This is a genomic window from Vreelandella sp. 162(4c), from assembly GCF_058152265.1.
Genome location: NZ_CM176981.1, coordinates 4,833,709 through 4,853,894 on the forward strand (window position 1 = coordinate 4,833,709; position 20,186 = coordinate 4,853,894).

At 56.5% G+C, this 20,186-nt stretch carries 19 protein-coding genes; 7 read left to right on the forward strand and 12 right to left on the reverse strand.

The window, feature by feature from the left end; genetic code table 11:
- Nucleotides 1-13 precede the first annotated feature (13 nt).
- The 3 genes from AC4EYZ_RS22195 (at nucleotide 14) to AC4EYZ_RS22205 (ending at nucleotide 1,945) form a co-directional block, all read left to right on the forward strand.
- Nucleotides 14-538, forward strand: coding sequence for a DUF3455 domain-containing protein (locus AC4EYZ_RS22195; protein ID WP_041158625.1), 525 nt, complete (start codon nucleotides 14-16; stop codon nucleotides 536-538).
- A 118-nt stretch (nucleotides 539-656) separates the two neighbouring features.
- The gene (locus AC4EYZ_RS22200) at nucleotides 657-1,211 is read left to right on the forward strand and encodes a sigma-70 family RNA polymerase sigma factor (RefSeq protein WP_236614951.1); all 555 of its coding nucleotides are present in this window, start codon (nucleotides 657-659) and stop codon (nucleotides 1,209-1,211) included.
- Nucleotides 1,208-1,945 (forward strand): anti-sigma factor, encoded by a 738-nt coding sequence (locus AC4EYZ_RS22205; RefSeq protein ID WP_474192967.1) that lies wholly within the window; start codon nucleotides 1,208-1,210, stop codon nucleotides 1,943-1,945. The genes AC4EYZ_RS22200 and AC4EYZ_RS22205 overlap by 4 nt, the downstream gene beginning before the upstream one ends.
- A 17-nt stretch (nucleotides 1,946-1,962) precedes the next feature.
- Here the strand turns inward: AC4EYZ_RS22205 and trkA are convergent, their stop codons facing one another.
- The 7 genes from trkA to malE form a co-directional block, all read right to left on the reverse strand.
- Nucleotides 1,963-3,336, reverse strand: coding sequence for a Trk system potassium transporter TrkA (gene trkA, locus AC4EYZ_RS22210; RefSeq protein ID WP_490204023.1), 1,374 nt, complete (start codon nucleotides 3,334-3,336; stop codon nucleotides 1,963-1,965).
- Nucleotides 3,333-4,055, reverse strand: coding sequence for a response regulator (locus tag AC4EYZ_RS22215; protein WP_474192703.1), 723 nt, complete (start codon nucleotides 4,053-4,055; stop codon nucleotides 3,333-3,335). Before AC4EYZ_RS22215 ends, trkA begins: the two co-directional genes overlap by 4 nt.
- Nucleotides 4,045-5,190 carry a sensor histidine kinase gene (locus tag AC4EYZ_RS22220; protein WP_474192702.1) on the reverse strand — a complete coding sequence of 382 codons (1,146 nt, stop codon included), beginning with the start codon at nucleotides 5,188-5,190 and terminating at the stop codon, nucleotides 4,045-4,047. Before AC4EYZ_RS22220 ends, AC4EYZ_RS22215 begins: the two co-directional genes overlap by 11 nt.
- A gap of 40 nt (nucleotides 5,191-5,230) precedes the next feature.
- Nucleotides 5,231-6,721, reverse strand: coding sequence for a TrkH family potassium uptake protein (locus AC4EYZ_RS22225; RefSeq protein WP_474192701.1), 1,491 nt, complete (start codon nucleotides 6,719-6,721; stop codon nucleotides 5,231-5,233).
- Nucleotides 6,722-6,854: 133 nt separating this feature from the next.
- Nucleotides 6,855-7,745 carry a maltose ABC transporter permease MalG gene (malG, locus tag AC4EYZ_RS22230; RefSeq protein ID WP_027957650.1) on the reverse strand — a complete coding sequence of 297 codons (891 nt, stop codon included), beginning with the start codon at nucleotides 7,743-7,745 and terminating at the stop codon, nucleotides 6,855-6,857.
- A gap of 10 nt (nucleotides 7,746-7,755) precedes the next feature.
- Nucleotides 7,756-9,327 carry a maltose ABC transporter permease MalF gene (gene malF / locus AC4EYZ_RS22235; RefSeq protein ID WP_088699807.1) on the reverse strand — a complete coding sequence of 524 codons (1,572 nt, stop codon included), beginning with the start codon at nucleotides 9,325-9,327 and terminating at the stop codon, nucleotides 7,756-7,758.
- A gap of 74 nt (nucleotides 9,328-9,401) precedes the next feature.
- Nucleotides 9,402-10,589, reverse strand: coding sequence for a maltose/maltodextrin ABC transporter substrate-binding protein MalE (gene malE, locus AC4EYZ_RS22240; RefSeq protein WP_490204024.1), 1,188 nt, complete (start codon nucleotides 10,587-10,589; stop codon nucleotides 9,402-9,404).
- A 308-nt stretch (nucleotides 10,590-10,897) separates the two neighbouring features.
- Between malE and zwf the strand changes: the two genes are divergently transcribed.
- The 4 genes from zwf (at nucleotide 10,898) to AC4EYZ_RS22260 (ending at nucleotide 15,623) form a co-directional block, all read left to right on the forward strand.
- The gene (gene zwf, locus AC4EYZ_RS22245; protein ID WP_088699809.1) at nucleotides 10,898-12,403 is read left to right on the forward strand and encodes a glucose-6-phosphate dehydrogenase; all 1,506 of its coding nucleotides are present in this window, start codon (nucleotides 10,898-10,900) and stop codon (nucleotides 12,401-12,403) included.
- 1 nt (nucleotide 12,404) lies between these two features.
- Nucleotides 12,405-13,070 carry a 6-phosphogluconolactonase gene (pgl, locus tag AC4EYZ_RS22250; RefSeq protein ID WP_474192759.1) on the forward strand — a complete coding sequence of 222 codons (666 nt, stop codon included), beginning with the start codon at nucleotides 12,405-12,407 and terminating at the stop codon, nucleotides 13,068-13,070.
- Between the two features lie 45 nt (nucleotides 13,071-13,115).
- Complete coding sequence (locus AC4EYZ_RS22255; RefSeq protein WP_022523036.1) at nucleotides 13,116-13,778, forward strand: bifunctional 4-hydroxy-2-oxoglutarate aldolase/2-dehydro-3-deoxy-phosphogluconate aldolase; 663 nt, start codon at nucleotides 13,116-13,118, stop codon at nucleotides 13,776-13,778.
- Between the two features lie 249 nt (nucleotides 13,779-14,027).
- Nucleotides 14,028-15,623 carry a solute:sodium symporter family transporter gene (locus AC4EYZ_RS22260; protein WP_009287074.1) on the forward strand — a complete coding sequence of 532 codons (1,596 nt, stop codon included), beginning with the start codon at nucleotides 14,028-14,030 and terminating at the stop codon, nucleotides 15,621-15,623.
- Nucleotides 15,624-15,716: 93 nt separating this feature from the next.
- Here the strand turns inward: AC4EYZ_RS22260 and AC4EYZ_RS22265 are convergent, their stop codons facing one another.
- The 5 genes from AC4EYZ_RS22265 to AC4EYZ_RS22285 are packed head-to-tail and all read right to left on the reverse strand — an operon-like array spanning nucleotide 15,717 to nucleotide 20,170.
- Complete coding sequence (locus tag AC4EYZ_RS22265) at nucleotides 15,717-16,613, reverse strand: SMP-30/gluconolactonase/LRE family protein (protein ID WP_474192758.1); 897 nt, start codon at nucleotides 16,611-16,613, stop codon at nucleotides 15,717-15,719.
- A gap of 15 nt (nucleotides 16,614-16,628) precedes the next feature.
- Complete coding sequence (locus AC4EYZ_RS22270) at nucleotides 16,629-17,249, reverse strand: 2-dehydro-3-deoxy-6-phosphogalactonate aldolase (protein WP_258955969.1); 621 nt, start codon at nucleotides 17,247-17,249, stop codon at nucleotides 16,629-16,631.
- 7 nt (nucleotides 17,250-17,256) lie between these two features.
- On the reverse strand, nucleotides 17,257-18,255 hold the full coding sequence (locus tag AC4EYZ_RS22275; protein ID WP_490204025.1) for a 2-dehydro-3-deoxygalactonokinase: 999 nt from the start codon (nucleotides 18,253-18,255) through the stop codon (nucleotides 17,257-17,259).
- A 3-nt stretch (nucleotides 18,256-18,258) separates the two neighbouring features.
- Nucleotides 18,259-19,407 (reverse strand): galactonate dehydratase, encoded by a 1,149-nt coding sequence (gene dgoD, locus AC4EYZ_RS22280; protein ID WP_009287071.1) that lies wholly within the window; start codon nucleotides 19,405-19,407, stop codon nucleotides 18,259-18,261.
- A gap of 43 nt (nucleotides 19,408-19,450) precedes the next feature.
- Complete coding sequence (locus tag AC4EYZ_RS22285; RefSeq protein WP_190373037.1) at nucleotides 19,451-20,170, reverse strand: FadR/GntR family transcriptional regulator; 720 nt, start codon at nucleotides 20,168-20,170, stop codon at nucleotides 19,451-19,453.
- Nucleotides 20,171-20,186 lie beyond the last annotated feature (16 nt).

Genomic DNA, 20,186 nt, shown 5'->3' on the forward strand with positions numbered 1-20,186 from the left:
GAGGAGACTGAAAATGACCATCCAACCTCTTACGCGTGCAGCACTCGCCGCTACCTTGATTGCATCCTTCAGTCACGTCGCGCTGGCAGACATGACGCCCGCGGAAGTCCAGGTGCCGGACGGCAACACCGTCGCTCTCGAAACCGTAGGCGTTGGCGCTATTACCTACATGTGCGAAACCCAGGACGACGGCAACATGGGCTGGGTATTCAAAGGCCCTCACGCTGCGCTTAACGACAGCGAAGGCACACAGGTAGGAAGCTATTACGGCCCGCCAGCCACCTGGGAAGCGTTGGATGGCTCAAAAATTACCGGCACTCAGCTAGCCACGGCCGCTAATGGTGATGGCAACATTCCACTTCAATTTGTGGAAGCCAATCCGGCTGAAGGCGAAGGCGCTATGAGCGGTGTTAGTTACATTCAGCGCCTGAACACTCAGGGTGGTGTTGCCCCGGACGTCACCTGCGATATGGATCACGATGGAGCTACTGCGGTAGTGACCTACCAGGCGGACTATATCTTCTGGGTTGCTGAATAAGTCGACTGGAATGTTAATTCCGCTGGGGGCTCGTCTGTCGAGTCCCCAGCGGCTATGCTGTCTCTGAGAACGACGACTGGCGTCGGTGCCGTCACCAGGGAGCTAGGGTTTGACTGACGTGTATTCAGAATTTGATCATGCTGCGGCATTAGCCAACTGTGCCCGTGGCGAGCATGACGCCTTGCACCAACTCTATGTTCATGAAGGTGCCCGACTATTAGGCGTCGTCATAAGAATCGTCAAGGATCGTGGTATGGCCGAGGATATTGTCCACGATGCCTGTCTTAATATTTGGCAGCATGCCGATAGTTTTGATCCCGCCAAAGGATCCGCGCGGACGTGGATATTTAGCGTGGCGCGTCACCTGGCACTGAACGCTATCCGTTATCGCGACCGTGAAGTCACTTTTGATAATCACGATCCCACCGAATTAGATCTCGATGAACATTTTCAGCACGCCTCCGTTGCCGATGAAGCTTTCGATTGGCAAACCGGCCAGCGGATGGATAGCTGTTTGGAAGCGCTTGAGCCGGAGCGGCGTAACTGCGTACTCCATGCCTATGTTGACGGCCTTAGTCATGCGGAAATTGCGGCGCATACCGGCGCGCCGCTGGGAACCGTAAAAGCCTGGATCAAACGCAGTTTGCTGCGCCTACGGGAGTGTATGGCATGAGCCGCCCCAGTCAGCACGAACACCAAGACGACCATACTTTAGCGGGTGAATACGTGCTGGGTACGCTTTCGTTAGAGCAGCGTAAGGCGCTAGAGGCCCGGCTACCTAACGAGCCTGAATTGCAACAAGCCGTGATGGCTTGGGAAGAGCGTTTCTTGCCCTATACCGCTATCACCGACCCGGTAACGCCTTCTGACAATTTATGGCCGCGTATTGAGCGCAGCTTAGCGTCACGGGAAGCGCTTGCTAAGCGTGCTCGACCTGCCTCTGTCGTGCCGCCAAGACCTCGCCGCATGCTGCACAGCCTGCCGCTTTGGCGCGGCGCTGCCGGGTTTGGCTTAGCGGCGGCGTTAGTATTGGGCGTGATGCTGGCCAATGAAGTAACTGAACCGACGACCCCCGAGTACATGGTGGTTCTGCTTGCTCCGCAAACGCAGTCAGCGGGTTGGGTAGTGCAGGCCTCATCACGCCAGGAAATCGAGCTGATCCCATTGGGTAGTTTCGAAGTACCTGAAGGTAAAGCGCTTGAGTTTTGGACCAAAGCAGATGAGTGGCAGGCCCCTGTATCGCTTGGCTTAGTGGAACCAGGGCAGCCGATCCGTTTGCGCTTGGATGAACTGCCGCCTCTTGAGGATAACCAGCTATTTGAGCTAACGCTGGAAGACGAAACCGGCTCACCAACCGGCCTGCCCACCGGGCCGATTGAGTTTATTGGCCGCGCGGTCGAGATTTAGCCACTCAAAAGCGCCAGTTAAAAGAACGTCAAGCCGACCTGGAACAGGCGCTCCACGTCGCGAATGCGGCGCTTGTCGATCACGAATAGAATCACGTGGTCGCCGCTCTCAACCATCACATCGCCGTGGGCGATGATGACTTCCTTGCCGCGCACAATCGCACCGATGGTGGTGCCGTCGGGCAGTGCGATATCGCGGATGGTACGGCCTACCACTTTTGATGACTGCTTGTCGCCGTGGGCGATGGCTTCAATGGCCTCGGCGGCGCCCCGGCGCAGCGAGTGGACGTTGACGATATCGCCCCGGCGCACGTGGGTCAGCAGGCTGCCAATGGTCGCCTGCTGGGGAGAAATAGCGATATCGATCTCGCCCCCCTGCACCAAGTCCACATAGGCGGCGTTGTTGATCAGCGTCAGCACCTTCTTCGCCCCCAAACGCTTGGCGAGTAGCGACGACATGATATTGACCTCGTCGTCGTTGGTCAGCGCGCAGAAGATATCGCACTCTTCGATATTCTCCTCTTCCAGTAAGCGCTTGCTGGTGGCGCTGCCATGGAGCACCACGGTGCGATCCAGCCGCTCGGAGAGGGTGGTGCAGCGCTCCAGGCTGTGCTCGATGATCTTGACTTGGTGGCTATGCTCCAAATGCTCCGCCAGCCGCTCGCCGATATTACCACCCCCGGCGATCACTACCCGGCGGAAGTCCCGCTCGACCCGGCGCAGCTCGCTCATCACTGCGCGAATATCCCGGCGGGCGGCGAGGAAGAACACCTCGTCGTCAGCCTCGATGACCGTATCGCCACGGGGAATGATTGGGCGGTTACGGCGGTAAATCGCCGCCACCCGGGTATCCACGTTGGGCATATGGTGGCGCAGAAAGGCCAAATCCTGGCCCACCAGCGGGCCACCGTAGAACGCTTTCACCGCCACCAGCTGTACCAGGCCACCGGCAAACTCCAGCACCTGCAGGGCACCGGGGTGCTCGATCAGGCGGCGTACGTGGTCGGTGACCACCTGCTCGGGGCTGATCAGTACATCAATGGGGATCGCTTCGTGGGCAAAAAGGCCTTTACGGGTCAAATACGCGGTGGCGCGCACCCGGGCAATTTTAGTCGGCGTGCGAAACAGCGTATGGGCGACCTGGCAGGCGATCATATTGATCTCGTCGCTGTTGGTGACAGCGATCAACATATCGGCGTCTTCACAGCCTGCCTGGCGCAACACAATCGGGTAGGAACCTGCCCCGGTGACCGTGCGGATATCGATTTTGGTGTGCAGCTCGCGCAGTTTTTTGGTGTCAGTGTCAACGACGGTGATGTCGTTTTCCTCGCGGGCGAGGTGTTCTGCCAGTGTGCCGCCGACCTGGCCGGCGCCGAGAATAATAATTTTCATACGGTCTTGTCCTCACGGTCAGGCTCAAAAGAGAGTCGGTAACCAATGCCGGGTTCAGTTTGCAGAAGGGAGGGGGACTGGGGGTCATCACCTAGCTTTTGACGCAACTTGCTCACCACTATGCGCAAGTAATGCGTATCTTCCTGGTGAGTTGGGCCCCATACCTGTCGTAATAGCTGGGTCTGCGTGACCACTCGCCCAGCTGAAGCAATAAGCTGGGCCAGCACGGCGAACTCTTTAGGCGTTAGATGAATGGCCTCGCCGTGCAGGCTCACTTGGTAAGCGGCCAGGTCGACGATCAAGCCGCCATGCTGGAAACGCTGGGCGCTTGGGTTGGCGCGCCGCCTTAATAGGGCTCGAATACGTGCCAGCAGCTCTTGAATGCCGAATGGTTTGGTAACATAGTCGCTTGCCCCGTTATCCAGGGCGCGCACTTTTTCAGCCTCATGGCCGCGCACCGAAACAATGATCACGGGTACCTCACTATGCTTGCGGATCGAGTCGAGTACTTGCTGTCCATCCATGTCTGGCAGACCAAGATCCAGTAAAACGATGTCTGCATTAGCGGTGAGGGCATCAGCATTGAGTTTTTCCAACCCTTCGCGACCACTGGCCGCCTCAATCACCTGAAATCCTTGAGAGGTGAGGCTGATACGCAAAAAGTGGCGAATGTGTGGCTCGTCATCAATGACTAATACGCGCGCTTGATCAGTGCTCATTCTCAGCGTCCTTGCTGGGTGCCGATAGGGGCAGCGTCATGGTAATCCTGGTGCCAACATTGTCAGGCCCAGGGCTTGCGTGGATTTGACCCGCGTGGGCGCCAAGCATTCCCCGACAAATCGCCAGCCCCAGGCCGCTACCGTGCAGGCTGCGATCGCCGTCGTTACCGGTGACAAACATATCGAACACGCGCTCGCGTAGTGCTTCGGGTATGCCAGGGCCTTGGTCGGTAACCGAAAACAATAAGATGGACGGGTCTCCAGCCCTTTTATCATCACGACATTGGGCTTCGATAGTGATATGGCCATTAGGTGGTGAGAAGCGCGCCGCATTTTCAAGCACGTTGACCAGCGCTTGCTCAATCAGGGCGGGGTGAACGTAAAGTAGTGGTAGCTCTTTTGACCAGTGCTGCTCGACTTGGAAACCTTCAAGGGCACTGCCCAGTCGCTTCCGCGCAGAAGTAACTAAATCATCAAACGCCACCCAATCGCGCTCGATTTTCATATCGCCATGCCCTAGTCGGGTCATGTCCAACAAATTCTGTATATAGCGGTTAAGGCGTTCACTTTCGCTTAATACGCCATCTAGTAACGCAAAGCGATCCTGTTGACTGAGCTGTGCATCAAGAGTGCGAAGCGAGCTGGCCGCGCCAATAATCGACGCTAGCGGAGTGCGCAGGTCGTGGGAAACCGACGATAGCAGCGCTGAACGCAACCTCTCCTGCTCTTCAGCCAAGCGAGCGGCACTAAGCTCCAGCAGGCGTTGGCGGCTGTCTCCGGCGAGCTTGCCGACTACCAGTGCGACTAATAGAAAGAACAGCAGTGTTAGCAGTTGCTCTTGCTCTTCAACCGCTAACGAAAAGTGCGGAACGGTGAAGCAAAAATTAAACGTCAGAAACCCCAGTACGGCACATAGCAGAGCTGCGTAGCTTCCTGCTAACACCGCACTGGCGAGAACCGCCGTAAGAAAAATCAGCGAAAGATTAGCCAAGGCTAGCCAGGTATATAGTCCCCAGGCGATTAGCAGAGCAATTAGCGTGCTCGCCAGCGCAATCAGGATTTCTGACGGCATTGGCAAGCGCAACTGGTTCGCAATCTGCCCAAAGGGTTTGAACATCGGTTTTCTAAACGTCATGACACGATTGTCCTTCACGAACGTCCTTCAAAATGATCGGCTAGCGCCGCCAGAACATTGGGGTCAGTAACACCACGACGGTGAGTATTTCTAACCGCCCCATCAGCATGCCAATGCATAGCAACCATTTCGCCGCGTCGGGTAGGGGGGCAAAATTACCTGCGGGGCCGATGATATCGCCTAGACCAGGGCCCACATTGGTGACTGCGGTGGCGGCACCGGAAAGAGCGGTGACTAAATCCAACCCCAGGGCAGAGAGGCTCAACGCCAGTGCCGCTATGGTGATAAAAAAGAAGAACGAGAAGGCCACTACGCTGCGCGAGATATCACTGGTGACCGGCTGATGGTTATAGCGAGTGGTAAACACACCATTGGCATGGATGAGGTAACGCAACTGGTTAAGCAGCATTAAAGAAGCAATCTGAAACCGGAAGATTTTCATTCCGCCGCTAGTAGAGCCGCTGCAGCCGCCCACAAAGGTCAGGTAGAAAAAAGCGACCACCGGCAGCGCCCCCCACTGGGTGTAATCATCCGATGCATAGCCGGTGGTGGTTACCACTGAAATAATGTTAAAGGTAACGTGGGTGAGCGATTCAAACCAGTTGTCGCCCTGGGTGATGCGCCAGACACTGATTAGCAAAATCGCGGCCATCAAGAGCTTTAACAGCCCAAGTACCTGCTGATCGTTCCATAGGGCACTGCGCGACCCGCGTATAAAACGGATATACAGTACAAAGGGAAGCGCACCGCTCAGCATGAAAAAACTGGCCATCCACAGCAGCCATGGCTGTTCGCTATAGGCGCCGAAGGAAGCGTCGGAATTGGCAAAGCCGCCGGTAGAAAGCGACGTCATACCATGTACGGTGGCGTCTAAGAGCGTCATCCCGCCGAACCAATAACTACCAATCGCGACCAGGGTTAGGCTGACATAGATCGTTAGCGTCGCTTTGGCAATACCGCCAGTGCGTGGCATCACTTTATCCGACCAGTCGGACGACTCGGTGTGAAACAACCGCATACCACCTACTTTAAGAAACGGCAAAATCGCAATACCCATGACGATAATGCCGATGCCGCCCATCCATTGCATGAGCCCTCTCCATAGCTTCAATCCATCGGAAAAGTGCTCAATACCGACCAGAATCGTGGATCCCGTCGTAGTTATCGCTGATACCGATTCAAACACCGCATTGGTGAAGGTTAACTGTGGGGCGCCCAGCACCAGCGGCAGGCTGGCAAAACCGCTAATGGTGACCCAACTGGCGGCGGTAAGAATAAACATCTGCCATGGCTTCAACTCTAAAGCTGTGCGATAGGTGAGTAACCAAGTAAGCGCTGCGGCGCCAAGTACAATCAGAATGGAAACACCGAAGGCGGGTGCATCAGGGTCTCTCTCAATTAGCAGTACGACGAAAGGCACCATCATGAACAGAGCTAGCACAACCCAGAGAATCGAAATAATTTTAAAAACAGGTGCCCAGTGCCGATACGCATTCCTGCTACGGTAAAACCATGGTGTGAATGGAGTCATATGCCCAGCTCGCCGTTTAGTATTCTTAATATTTGCTATGACACCATGACCTTCCATAAAAAGTCTGTAAAAAAACAAAAAAACCCAGCACTCTGCTGGGTTTGGGCAAGCTAGTTAAACACCTTCGTTAGATTTAACCTTTAACGCCCCCGGCGGTTAATCCACCAATAATCCAACGCTGGCAGATCAGGAACGCCACGGTGATTGGCAGCCCCGAGAGCACGGCAGCGGCGGCGAAGTCGCCCCAGCGCTGATTATGGTCGGCCAGGTACTGCTGGGCGCCCACCGCGAGGGTGAGCTTATGCTCATCCACTAGCAGCACCGATGCCATGGGGTACTCCATGATGCTCATCACAAACGCCAGGATGAACACCACCATCAGAATCGGTACCGACAGCGGCAGCAGGATGTAGCGAAACGCCTGCCAGGTGCTTGCCCCGTCCACCATGGCAGCTTCTTCGAGCGACCCGTCGATGGATTCGAAGTAGCCCTTGATCGTCCATATATGCAGCGCTACCGCGCCGAGCGAGGCGACAATCAGCGCGCCATGGGTGTTGATCCCCAGCCAGCCGACGAACTGACCCAGCCGGTCGAACAGTGCGTAGAGCGCCACCAGCGAGAGCACGGCGGGGAACATCTGGAAAATCAGCATGCCTTTCAACAGCGGCTCCTTGCCCTTAAAGCGCATACGGGCAAAGGCGTAGGCGCTGGTGGTTGCTAACATAAGAATTAATACCGATGACACGACTGCTACTTTGATGGAGTTCCACAGCCACAGCAGTACCGGAAAGGGGGGCTGGACGATGCTACCGTCCGGGCGCTCCCAGGGAATACCCAGCGCCAGTGACCAGTGCTCCAACGAGAAGCGCTCGGGGATCAAGCTCCCCGAGGCAAAGTTTCCCTCACGAAACGAGATTGAAATTACCAACAGCAGCGGAAACACGATCAGTGAAACAAAGCCGATCAGCGCCATATGGGCGCCCCATCGCCGTGCGCGAATGGAGCGGGGTTGAACCATCGCCATCGTAAACCTCCTAAACTTTAACCTTGGAAAGCCGCAAATTCACCACCGACATGCCCACCACCAGCAGGAAGATCAGCGTAGCAATGGCTGCCGCCAGACCGAAGTTCTGGCCGGCATCCTGGAAGGCGATGCGGTAGGTATAGCTCACCAGCAGGTCGGTGGTGCCCGCGGGCGTGCTGGCACCCAGAATGTCCGGGCTGCCCCCGGTGAGCAGCGCAATCAGTACGAAGTTATTGAAGTTGAATGCAAAGGCGGCGATTAACAGCGGCGTGAGTGGCTTGATGATCAGCGGCAGAGTGATCTTCATCAGGTTGGTGATCGGCCCGCCGCCGTCTACCGCCGAGGCCTCGTAAAGATCGCCGGGGATCGACTGAATCAGCCCCATGCACAGCAACAGCATGTAGGGGTAGCCCAGCCAGGTATTGACGATCAGCAGCATGGTTCGGGCTAGCCAGGGGTCGGTAAACCACTCCGGCGAAATGCCGAACAGTGCCTCCAGAATCATGTTCACCTCACCAAAATGCTGATTGAACATGCCTTTGAAAATCAGAATCGAAATAAACGCTGGAACCGCGTAGGGCAGTATCAGCAGCGTCCGATAGACCGCCTTGCCCTTGAGCTGATCCCACTGCAGCAGCGAGGCGAGGACGAACCCCACGGCCAGCGTGAACAGTACGGTGAGCCCGGCAAACACGAAGGTCCAGACAAATATCTGCATAAACGGCCCGCGTATATCCGGGTCGGTGAAGATCTTGCTGTAGTTGGTGAAGCCCACGTTCACCGGCCACCCAGGGGTGATGCGTTCGCCGTTCTCGGTGACGAAAAAGCCGATATCGTTATCCGGCGTCAGCACCTGACCCTCCTGCTGATCATAAAGGCTGCCGTTGTCACGAATCTCATAGCGGTCGATCATTGGCGCGAACTGGCGCAGGCCCGCCATGCGTAGCTCGGTGCCCCCGGGCGTTTGCAGGCGCAGCGCCTGGAGGGCGTCGCGGGCCTGGATAGCTGCGCGCATGGGAAGCGGCTCACCTTCGGGCGGGCCGTCTACGGCTTGGGTTGGAGCGCGACGGACTTCGCTGTTAGTTAGGTTGATCGCGGCGGATAGTAGCCGGTCGTTGTCGCCCGCAGGAGCGTCGCTTTCCAGGTAGAGGCGCACCAGCTCGTCCTGCTGGTAAAGCGAATAGGAAAAGGCTGCGCCCTCTGCTTGGTAGCTTTGGGCGGTGAGCTGAGCGCGCACGCGCTCCTGGCTGAGCAGGTTGTCCGAGCTGTAGTTACTGAAGCTAATGCCGACGGTATACACCAGCGGGAACATAACGAAAACGCCAAGCCCGGCCACTGCCGGGAAAATATACCGGTGGCTCATCAGCGAACGTCGACTGAATACCACGCCCAGCGACGTGCCAAGCACTAAAAATAGCAGCGCAAACACCCATTGGCCGTGCAGATAAAAAGCCATCACCAGCCAAAGTAGGGCCAGTACCATCAGCCCGATCACGCTGCGCATTGCCCAGCGGGAATAGCGTTCGGCCACATGGCGGGAGCGGTGGCGGGGCAAACCCCGCGAAGCATTCGTGGTAAACATTAAAGATGTCCTGCGAAACTGCCCGGCCTTGCCAGCGGTGTGCCATGGCAGGGCAGTGAAGGAAAGGCGAGTGGCTACTGGCGCATACGCCGCGCGGCGGCATCCAGTGCTTCCTGGGGGGACTGACGCCCGCTGCCGATGTTTTGCAACGCGGGTTCCATAGCTGCCCAGAAGGCGCCCATTTCAGGAATGTTCGGCATCGGCATACCGACTTCAGCGTTCTCGAGGGTAGCCGCGATGTTGGGGTTGTCGGCAAGCTCGGCCTGATAGTCGATGTGGGCCACGGCCCCCAGCGACCCATCGCTGTTGAAGGTGCGCATACCCTCCTCGCTGAGCAGGTAGTTTTCCAGGAACTCGACGGCCAGGAAGTCATTGGGCGACGCTGAGTTGATCATTGCCGTCATAACGCCAAACATGGGCTTGGCACGTTCGTCGCCGACCTTGGGCAGCAGGGCGACGCCGTAATCAATGTCGCTGCGCTCAAGGTTCGGCCAGGCCCAGGGGCCGCTAATCATGGTCGCCACTTCGCCCTTGTTAAAGCGGTTATCCATGATGCTGTAGTCGGTTCCCCGCGGCACCACGTCGCTTTCGATCAGCTCGACCAGCAACTCAGCACCCTGTACGGCGCCTTGGTTGTTAACGCCAATATCGGTAACGTCGTAGCCTGCGTCAGTTTGTTTAAACGGGTAGCCACCGTTAGCGGCTAGCAGCGTCCAGCCGTAGTAGGGCTCGCTGTAGTCGAACAGGATGGCTTTTTTACCCTCTTGGGAAAGCGTCTCGTCCAGCTGCATTAGCTCGGCAAAGCTCTCCGGTGGCGTGTCCACCAGGGCTTTGTTGTAAATGAGGCCGAGTGACTCCACTGAAATGGGGTAGCCATAGGTTTCGCCATTCCACAGGGCAGCTTCCCAAGAGAAGTCATAAAAAGACTCACGGAAGCTGTCACTAGGCGCTATCTGTTTTAATAGGCCGCTTTGTGCCCACTCGCCAATCCGGTCGTGTGCCCAGATCACGATATCCGGCCCTTGGCCACTACCTGCCGCCTGTTGAAAACGGTCTGTCAGGTTATCCGGAAAGACCACCTCAACTTCGATGCCCGTCTCTTCAAGAAACTGATCGGCCAGCAGCTGAATGCCTTCCTGGCCCTTGTTGTCGCCCATCCAGATGGTTAAGCGGTCATCTTCGAACGCGAAGGCTGGCAGGGTAGCGCTGGCAGCCAGAGTGGCTGTGAGTAACGGCCTGATAAAGTAGCGTAGCGTTGCCATCGAGTAATAACCTCGTTGTTGTTGTGGTCATTTTGGTGTTGTGGTCATTTATTTATCAACTTCCGCAGAGTGGCCAATTATGCGCAAGGTCACCTCCTCCTCAGGGGGCGTAGCAGTGGCGTATATCAAGGGCGTAGAGTAAAAGTGGAAGGAGAGGGATTGATATGAAGTGCTGAGTGCGTCGATAGAGCAGAATCCGCGGTTATTTTGTAGTAAAATTACACGAATTATTGCGTACAATACCCGTATTACGGTAAATTTTAGGTAATCTAACTACATTAGATGCCTAATTATAAACAGGAGTGACGATGAGCCAGTCCACTGCTTCCCAAGGTGCACCGCTGGGCGATCCGAATAACGCTATTGATTTAGCGCTGTTTGGGGCGCTGGGTGATCTTGCCATGCGCAAGCTATTTCCTGCCTTATACCATCTTGATCGCGAAGGCTTGATGCCTGAAAGCACGCGCATTATGGGGCTGGCTCGCCATGAGCATGACGCTGCATCGTTCCGGAAAATGGTTAACGACGCGCTGCAGAAACGGTTGAAAAGCAGCGAGCAGGATAAGCAGAGCCTTGAGCGCTTTCTCGCCCGCCTAGATTATTTAAAACTCGATTTTTCCAGCGTTGAAGGTTACGACGCCATTCGCCAGTGGCGAAAGGGCTCACCGCGCCCAATGGTGGTCTATCTCTCCGTTGGTGCGCCTATTTATGGCGATATCTGCCGTCACCTGCAGGCCAGTAAAAGCCTGGACGATGAGTCCCGTGTGGTGGTTGAGAAACCCATCGGCTACGACCTGCACTCATCCATTGAAATTAACGACGCCATTGGTCAAGTATTTCCCGAATCGCGGATTTACCGTATTGACCACTATTTAGGTAAAGAGACCGTACAGAACCTGATTGCGCTGCGTTTTGCCAACCCGCTGTTTGGTACCCAGTGGAACCAGAACAATATCTCCCATGTGGAAATTACCGTTGCCGAAAAAGTGGGCATCGAAGGGCGCTGGGGTTATTTCGACCAGGCGGGTCAACTGCGGGACATGGTGCAAAACCACTTGCTGCAGCTGCTGTGCTTAATCGCCATGGATCCGCCTTCTAACTTGGATGCCGACGCCATTCGCGATGAGAAGGTGAAGGTGCTTAAAGCGCTCAAGCCGTTTGTGGGCGAGGCGCTTGGCCGTGATGTGGTTCGCGGCCAATATATCGCCGGCACCAGCGATGGCCAGTCGGTGCCGGGTTACCTGGAAGAAGAGGGCGCCAATACCCAGAGCCAGACCGAAACCTTTGTGGCCATGAAAACCGAAGTGGCTAACTGGCGCTGGGCAGGCGTGCCGTTCTATCTGCGCACCGGTAAACGCATGCCGGAGAAGCTCTCGCAGATCGTCATTCACTTCCGTCAGCAGCCCCACTATATCTTCGACCCGGATCAGCGCGGCATCGCCTCTAATAAGTTGATTATTCGCCTGCAGCCGGAAGAGGGTATTGCCCTGCAAGTATTGACCAAAGATAGCGGTTTGGATAAAGGCATGCGTCTGCGCCCGGGGCCGCTGCATTTGGACTTCAACAGCGCATTTCCCAAATCGCGGATACCCGATGCTTACGAGCGCCTGCTGCTCGAAGTCATGAAAGGTCAGCAGTACCTGTTCGTGCGTCGCGATGAAATTGAACACGCCTGGCGCTGGTGCGACCAGCTCATTGATGGCTGGAAAAAACGCGACACGCCGCCGCGTCGTTATCCAGCAGGCTCTTGGGGGCCGGTCGCTTCTATTGCCATGATTACTCAGGATGGACGCAGCTGGTACGAGGATTATTAATATGAGCCAAGCACGCCAACAGTTGGCCGAGCAGCTTGCCGAAGCTGTGTTTCAAGGGCTGCAAGAAGATTTAAACCATCAGGAGCGCGTCCTACTGGTCGTTTCTGGTGGCTCTACGCCAGTGCCCTTTTTTAAGGCACTGGCGGCCAAGCCGCTGCCCTGGGATCGGGTAGATGTAACGCTGGCCGATGAGCGTTGGGTAGACGAGCAGAGCAGCGATAGCAACGCCAAGTTGGTGCGTGAGCATCTTCTACAGGGCGAAGCATCGGCGGCCACTTTTATACCGTTAACTTGCAGCGCGGCTACACCTGAAGAGGGCGTTGATGAAGTTGCCAAGCAAGCGGAATCGCTAGCGTGGCCTGCCAGCGTGGTGATTCTAGGTATGGGCGGTGATGGTCATACGGCGTCACTATTTCCCGATAGTCCTGAACTGACCCTGGCCCTTGCCACCGAGGAGCTGTTAGTGGCGGTAAGAACGCCTAGTCAGCCGCAACCCCGGATCACCTTTTCCGCCGATCGCCTGCATCAGGCGCGGCGGCATATTCTGCATATTACCGGCGATGATAAACGCGCCGTATTGGCCAAGGCACTAAGTGGCGACGATGTTCGTCAACTGCCTATTCGTGCCTTTTTAACCTGCCCGCTGGCCATTTATTGGGCGCCTTGAGCGCTAACTGCCTTAGCCAATAATAAGTTGCTTGGAGACTCACTAATGACTATCGACAAACAGTTACCTTCTACACGCACTGCAGAGCTGGATAGCATCTGCTTGAAAGCCGAGGTGATTCCGGTCATCACTATCGAGCGTTTGGAAGATGCGGTACCGCTAGGCCGCGCCCTGGTAGAGGGTGGCTTAACCGTATTAGAAATTACCTTGCGAACTGACTGCGCGCTTGAAGCGGTTAAGCGTATGCGTGAAGCGTTGCCAGGTGCCAGCATTGGCGTGGGCACGGTGCTGACGCCTGCCCAGTATCGCCAGGCCGAGCAGGTTGGCGCTGACTTTGTGGTAACACCAGGCGCCACGGAAGCCCTCTATCGTTACGGTGTTGAAAGCCCGGTGCCCATGCTGCCGGGGGTCTCGACAGTTTCTGAACTAATGACCGGCTGGCAGTACGGCTACCGTCGGTTCAAGTTCTTCCCGGCGGAATCCAGCGGTGGAGCCAAAGCCATCAAAGCGTTTGGCGCGCCGATTCCTGAAGCCCGCTTCTGTCCCACTGGCGGTATCACCGTCGACAACGCCGATGATTATCTATCGCTGCCCAATGTGATGTGCGTAGGTGGCTCCTGGCTAACACCCAAAGCAATGGTGGAAGCGGAAGATTGGGATGGCATCCGTGAGCTGGCCCGCCAGTCCGCGGAGCGCTTTCATCACTAAATAGGCATCCACTAGCAACCCGTCGCGGGCCGCATAAATGCATACCCTAGTTATGGTTTTAACCATTACTAGGGTTTTTTTATAGTGAAGTTTTGTCATTCGCGTATCGTAACCGCCTGCGTACGACCAAAGACGTATAACGGGCTATATTCAGCTCAATTAAAATGACGGCAAGATTTGTCTGACATTTCGCTATTCGCGCATACATAAAGGTGCGTGCCACTTACAATGATGATGAGGTGAGTCAAAATGCACGCGTTGACCTTGGCGTCCTTCCTGTTTTTTACAGGGCTTGTCGCCTTTATCACTTGGCGGATCACCCGCCGAGATGACCACTCAAGCACCAGCGGCTACTTTCTTGCCGGACGTACGCTAACCTTCCCGCTGATTGCCGGCTCTCTATTGATGACCAACCTCTCCACCGAGCAAATGGTGGGGCTCAATGGGGCGGCCTTTTCTGATGGTTTAAGCGTAATGGCCTGGGAAGTGGTCGCGGTTATCGCCCTAGTGGCGTTGGCGCTATTCTTCCTTCCGCGGTTTTTGAAAAGTGGTATTGCCACGCTGCCGCAGCTTCTCGAAATTCGTTTCGATAAAACGACTCAGCTAATCACCAATATCATCTTCTTGATTGCTTACGCGGTGATTCTGCTACCGATCATTCTCTATTCAGGTGCCATCGGCCTGCAGGGCATGCTCGATCTACAGGGATTAACCGGCATTGAGTCTTCGACGACGCTGCTTTGGCTAACGGTGTGGATCGTCGGTATTATCGGTTCCGTGTATGCCCTGTTTGGTGGCCTGCGCACGGTTGCAGTATCCGACACGCTCAACGGTGTTGGCCTCCTGATCGGCGGTTTTGTGATCGTCTATTTCGGCCTGCAGGCCGTGAGTGACGGCAGCGGCATCATGGAGGGTTGGAACATCCTCAAAGAGAGCGACCCGGATAAGCTGAATTCGATTGGTGGTGCTGATCAGCAGGTGCCGTTCTTTACCCTGTTTACCGGCGTTTTCCTGATTAACCTGTTCTACTGGAGCACCAACCAGCAGATTATTCAGCGTACCTTTGCAGCCAAAAACCTTGCCGAAGGTCAGAAGGGCGTGCTGCTGACCGGTCTCTTCAAGCTGCTGGGACCGCTCTACCTAGTACTGCCTGGCATCATTGCTTATCACCTTTATGCCGATCAGGGCGTGCGTGCCGATGAAGCCTATGGTCATTTGGTTTTTAACGTACTGCCGCCGTACCTCACCGGGTTTTTCGCTGCGGTGATGGTCGGTGCGATCCTGTCGTCGTTTAACTCAGCGCTTAACAGCACTACCACGATTTTCAGCCTGGGCATCTATAAAGGGGTGCTGAATAAAGAGGCCACGGAAGAGCAGGTGGTTAAGTCGGGTAAAGTGTTTGGCTGGATCATGGCCATTCTCACCATGATCATTGCGCCACTGCTGGCAGGTCAGGAGAGCCTGTTTGGCTACCTGCAGAAGATGAACGCGATTTACTTTATTCCGATTCTTGCCGTGGTGCTGGTCGGGCTGCTAACCAAACGTGTTCCGCCAATGGCGGCCAAAATCGCCCTGATCGGCGGCTGCTTATTGATCGCCGCCGGTTACTTTGTGCCACCGTTTACACTGCTGCCGCAGATCATGCACGAGTTCCACTTCGTGGCGCTGGTCTTTGTATTACTGGTGGCGGTGATGCTGATTATCGGCAAGGTGCGCCCAAGGGAAACCGACTGGATTCAGGAGCACAGCGGCGATGTGGATCTAACACCCTGGAAAGGGGCGGTACCCGCCGGTATCGTTTTGGTCGTGTTAGTGATCGTTATGTATATTAGCTTTGCTGGCTGATTGCCCGCCTTGTAGGTAATAGGTGAAGCCGTAACAGAAAGGCCCCGCTAGTATCCGCTAGTGGGGCCTTTTGCTGGGAGGTTCGTGGGAGAGTTATGCCAGACGTAGCGGCGGTTCGGCTAGGCCTTTGATGCCGGTTTCGACCACATAGAGCGAGCCTGCGGTGGGCTCTTGGGCCAGATGCTCAGCACTGAATCCCTCTTGCGCCGTGGTGATATACAGCGTTTTCAGATCAGGGCCGGCAAATGCCGGGCAGGAGGGTTGGCTGACCGGCAGCTCGACGCGGCCTATTATTTCACCGTTAGGATCCAGGCGAACGACCTGCCCAGCCCCCCATAGCGCTAGCCATAGGCAGCCTTCGCTATCCATTACCGCACCATCCGGATTACCTTGGCTGGAGAAAAAGTCTGCCCAAGGCTGCGGCTCGCCTTGCGGCCAGCCGTCGCTATCCAGCGCCCAGCGCATCACTACACCCGTCACGGTGTCGGTAAACCACGCGAACTCGCCATCTGCGGAGAAGCAGATGGCATTGGGAATCGTCAGGCCTGAACGCAGCCGCGAGAGCTCGCCGCGATGCAGGCGGTAAAGGCTTCCAGCGTTTCTTTCAGCGCTTTTCCCCATGCTGGAGAGCCACAGGCTGCCGTGGCGATCAATGCGTGCGTCATTGCTGCGGGTGATAGGGTTATCGGCCTCGAAATCACTCAGCTTTTCGATACTGCCGCTGCTTGGGTTGAAGCGGCTTAAACGGTCTTCACCGACTAACAACAGGCCACCTTCAGCAAGGGGCGCTGCCAGAGACACCCGATGATCGAGCTGATAGTGGCCGCTTTCCCCGGTGGCGGGGGATAGCCAGTGCAGCTGTTTTTCCAGAATGTCGCACCAATAAAGGCGCTGATTTTTGGCGTCCCACTGCGGGCCTTCACCCAGTGAGCAGCGGCAATCGACAGCTAACTCGGCCTGCCACGTTGAAACACTCATATCGGTATTCATTATTGTTGGTTCTCCTTATTGTTCTCCCGCTAACCAGGCATCGACGAGGGCTTGAGCCTGTTTTCCCACCTGAGAGGCGCTTTGGCCAGGTTTGTATAATGCGCTACCCAGACCTGCACCATCGACACCCGCTGCGCGCCATTCGGCGAAATTATCGACTCCAGCGCCGCCGACGGCATACAAAAGCGTGCCTGCCGGAAGCACGGCGCGTACTGCTTTCATTCCTTCTAATCCTACCTGCACTGCGGGGAAGAGTTTAAGCCCGGTGGCGCCTGCATCCAGCGCATCGAAGGCCTCAGAAGGCGTCACAATACCCGGCCAGCTGGCCATGCCGAGCTTATGGGTTTCTTCAATCACCGCTGGCCGACAGTTGGGAGAAACGATTAGGCGTCCACCAGCAGCGTGAACTTCACGCACCTGAGCCGGAGTGAGCACCGTACCCGCACCAATGACCGCACGCTCACCAAATGCGTCGACCAAGCGGCGAATGCTCTCCAGCGGGTTGGGTGAGTTAAGCGGTACCTCAATCTGGGTGATACCCGCGGCCAGCACCGCTTCCGCGACATCCACGGCCTCATCAGGCGTTACACCGCGTAAAATTCCAATCAGTGGCAGCGACATAGCCAATTTCTCCATGCTTAATTTATTTTAACGCGCGATGGGCGAGGCGCAGGCCTGCTAAGACGGCGGTGTCGCCATCCACATGTTGTGTCTGATAGCCGATCGCATTGAGTGCCAACGTGTAGCGCTGACTAAGCGCTTGGTTGCCAATCAGCATGATTGGCTTATCGCTGGGGCACTCACGGCAGGCGCCAGCAAGCTCAAGGCCAATGGCGAGCCCAGAGAGCCTGGCCGCAAGAACGGCCCCGCGCGTGTCGCCAGCAGGTAGCCGGCCATCGAGTAAATCTTGCGCGCGCAGCCCGAACAGGCGGCTACTAAAGGTTTCGGGGGCTTGATGAATCTCGCTGACGGCCGAAATAAAAGCCTCACGGCAAGCTGCATCGTTAAGATCATCCCTTGCCGCTGAAGGTGATAAAACGGAATGCTTCAGCACCGACTGGTTGGCGAGCAGTTGGTAAAGCTCGCCGGTCAGGTAGGTCGAAAACCCGCTCACTGCGCCCACCTCCAGGGTTGCCCATTTGGCGTGAGTGCCGGGCAGGCAGGCGAGGCCAGTAAAATCTGGCGAATCAGCGACGAGCCCCGCCAACTGAGTCTCTTCACCGCGCATCACATCAAAGTGAGTCGCGGTACCGCGGGTTTGGCTTAAACCAGGCAGCAGGTAAACACCTAGCTGGTCACCCGTAAGCGTTGGCGTCACTGCGCCTTGGCTAAGCTGGTCAAGCCGCGTGGGTACCGGCAAATAGGCGGCTTCCAACCAGCCCTGGCGAGCGCCTGCCATACCGCACACCATCACCTTCGTCGTACCGGTGGTGGGTAGCCAATCGCCCACCAATCGCAGCAGCTCGGCTTCGTACTTGTCGGCCTTTAGCGACAGCATGCCCTTGTCACTACTGGCTTGGGCAATCACTTGGTCGTGTTGATCCAGCCCCCAGGCGCGCAGATTGCTGGAGCCCCAGTCAACGGCAATCCAGGTTAATTGACCTGCAATGTCAGGTGTTTCACTCATCTCGGTTGATCCCATGGCTTACCACTCCGCAATAGAGCCATCTTCATGAGTCCAGACCGGGTTGCGCCAGCGGTGGCCCACCTTGGCGCGCTCCTCAACGAACTCCTCGTTGATCTCGACACCCAGGCCTGGGCCTTGGGGAATGGCGCAGAATCCGTCTTCAATGGCGAGGGCGGATTTATCGACCAGGTAATCGAGGACGTCGTTGCCCTGGTTGTAGTGAATGCCCATGCTCTGCTCTTGGATAAAGGCGTTGTGGCTGACCGCATCCAGCTGTAAAGAGGCGGCCAGGGTTAACGGGCCGAGCGGGCAGTGGGGCGCTAAGGCGACGTCATAAGCGGAGGCCAGGGCGGCGATTTTGAGACCTTCGCTAATGCCGCCACAGTGGGAAATATCCGGCTGGATAATGTCGATCATGCCGTCGGCCAGCAAATCCCGGAACTGGAAGCGGGTATGCAGCCGCTCGCCAGTTGCCAATGGGTAGCCCAAACCACCGGCAATATCTTTCAAGCAGGGCAGATGTTCAGGGGCGACCGGCTCTTCCACAAACATGGGGTGAAAGGGTTCTAGCTCGCGCAGCAGTGCTTTGGCCATAGGGCGGTGCACGCGGCCATGAAAGTCGATGCCGATGCCTACATCTGGCCCAACGGCGTTGCGGGCTTCTGCCACTCGGGCAACGGCTTCATCGACCTTGCGGTGTGAGTCGACGATTTGCAGCTCGGGGGTGCCGTTCATTTTAAAAGCCGTGAAGCCTTTGTCGACCAGCGCTTTGGCACCCGCGCCTACGTCGCTTGGGCGGTCGCCACCCGTCCAGGCATACATGCGCATTTTGTCGCGCACGGCACCGCCTAACAACTGATGAACGGGCACACCCAGGTCGCGACCTTTAAGATCCCACAGCGCCTGGTCAATACCGGCAATCGCACTCATCAGAATCGGCCCGCCGCGATAAAAACCGGCGCGATACATGATGTTCCAAAGATGCTCGATGCGGTGCGGGTCTTGGCCGATCAAGTAGTCGGAAAGCTCGTGTACGGCGGCTTCAACGGTTGCCGCGCGGCCTTCAATTACCGGTTCACCCCAGCCGTAACAGCCTTCATCGGTCTCGATCTTGAGAAACAGCCAGCGCGGGGGGACTTGCCAGGTCTTGAGTTTGGTAATTTTCATGTTCAGTCATCCTTCTGAATAGATAGTATTCATTGAGTAATTGTTAGCTGACGATGCCAAGGTCGATGGCCGTGCGGCGCAGCACTTCTCTCGCGGCGGTTTCTGCGGCGCTGGCATCGTGGCTGCGGATAGCGTCAAGTACCTGGCGGTGGCGCGCGAGACTGTCGTCCAGGGTGTCCGTGCGGTGTTGCGAGCGATGTATTAGCGCCATGATCGAAGGGCGCAATAAATGGCCCATTTGCCGCCAGACTAAATTGTGGCTGGCCCGGTAGGTGGCGTCGTGAAAGGCGACATCGTACTCGGCATGCTCAGCACGCGCTTCAACACTGCCTGCGCTGCTCTCCATGCCTGCATAGGCGCTCTCCAGACGTTCTATGTCTTCAGCCTGAGCTGCCTGAGCAGCGAGTCCTGCGACCACCGGTTCAGCAGAAAAACGAAAGGCGTAAATAGCCCTTACCAACTGTGGGTCAAGGTTGACCAGCCCGGTCATCCATTCGCTCATCAGTGGGTCGAGTAGATGCCAATCGCCCATCTCGCGAACCAGCGTGCCACGGCCCGCGGTGCGCTCTAATAAACCCGCAGCGGTGAGGCTGGTGAGTGCGTTACGCACTTGGTTACGGCTAACGGCAAAGTGTTTACCGATATCCAGCTCACGGGGGAAAACATCACCTGGCTGCCAATGGCCTGCCAGCAGTGCTTGGGCGAGTAAACGGGCTAACTGTTCAGCGCCACCCTGGTGGGGCGGTAGAGCGTCCAGCGTCATCGGTCATCTCTTGTTC

What these genes read in the sequence shown, in the direction of transcription:
- AC4EYZ_RS22195 (WP_041158625.1), top strand. Translation starts at nt 14, where the DNA reads ATGACCATCCAACCTCTTACGCGTGCAGCACTCGCCGCTACCTTGATT.
- AC4EYZ_RS22205 (WP_474192967.1), top strand. Translation starts at nt 1,208, where the DNA reads ATGAGCCGCCCCAGTCAGCACGAACACCAAGACGACCATACTTTAGCG.
- trkA (WP_490204023.1), bottom strand. Translation starts at nt 3,336, where the DNA reads ATGAAAATTATTATTCTCGGCGCCGGCCAGGTCGGCGGCACACTGGCA.
- AC4EYZ_RS22215 (WP_474192703.1), bottom strand. Translation starts at nt 4,055, where the DNA reads ATGAGCACTGATCAAGCGCGCGTATTAGTCATTGATGACGAGCCACAC.
- AC4EYZ_RS22220 (WP_474192702.1), bottom strand. Translation starts at nt 5,190, where the DNA reads ATGACGTTTAGAAAACCGATGTTCAAACCCTTTGGGCAGATTGCGAAC.
- AC4EYZ_RS22225 (WP_474192701.1), bottom strand. Translation starts at nt 6,721, where the DNA reads ATGACTCCATTCACACCATGGTTTTACCGTAGCAGGAATGCGTATCGG.
- malG (WP_027957650.1), bottom strand. Translation starts at nt 7,745, where the DNA reads ATGGCGATGGTTCAACCCCGCTCCATTCGCGCACGGCGATGGGGCGCC.
- malF (WP_088699807.1), bottom strand. Translation starts at nt 9,327, where the DNA reads ATGTTTACCACGAATGCTTCGCGGGGTTTGCCCCGCCACCGCTCCCGC.
- malE (WP_490204024.1), bottom strand. Translation starts at nt 10,589, where the DNA reads ATGGCAACGCTACGCTACTTTATCAGGCCGTTACTCACAGCCACTCTG.
- zwf (WP_088699809.1), top strand. Translation starts at nt 10,898, where the DNA reads ATGAGCCAGTCCACTGCTTCCCAAGGTGCACCGCTGGGCGATCCGAAT.
- pgl (WP_474192759.1), top strand. Translation starts at nt 12,405, where the DNA reads ATGAGCCAAGCACGCCAACAGTTGGCCGAGCAGCTTGCCGAAGCTGTG.
- AC4EYZ_RS22255 (WP_022523036.1), top strand. Translation starts at nt 13,116, where the DNA reads ATGACTATCGACAAACAGTTACCTTCTACACGCACTGCAGAGCTGGAT.
- AC4EYZ_RS22260 (WP_009287074.1), top strand. Translation starts at nt 14,028, where the DNA reads ATGCACGCGTTGACCTTGGCGTCCTTCCTGTTTTTTACAGGGCTTGTC.
- AC4EYZ_RS22265 (WP_474192758.1), bottom strand. Translation starts at nt 16,613, where the DNA reads ATGAATACCGATATGAGTGTTTCAACGTGGCAGGCCGAGTTAGCTGTC.
- AC4EYZ_RS22270 (WP_258955969.1), bottom strand. Translation starts at nt 17,249, where the DNA reads ATGGAGAAATTGGCTATGTCGCTGCCACTGATTGGAATTTTACGCGGT.
- AC4EYZ_RS22275 (WP_490204025.1), bottom strand. Translation starts at nt 18,255, where the DNA reads ATGGGATCAACCGAGATGAGTGAAACACCTGACATTGCAGGTCAATTA.
- dgoD (WP_009287071.1), bottom strand. Translation starts at nt 19,407, where the DNA reads ATGAAAATTACCAAACTCAAGACCTGGCAAGTCCCCCCGCGCTGGCTG.
- AC4EYZ_RS22285 (WP_190373037.1), bottom strand. Translation starts at nt 20,170, where the DNA reads ATGACGCTGGACGCTCTACCGCCCCACCAGGGTGGCGCTGAACAGTTA.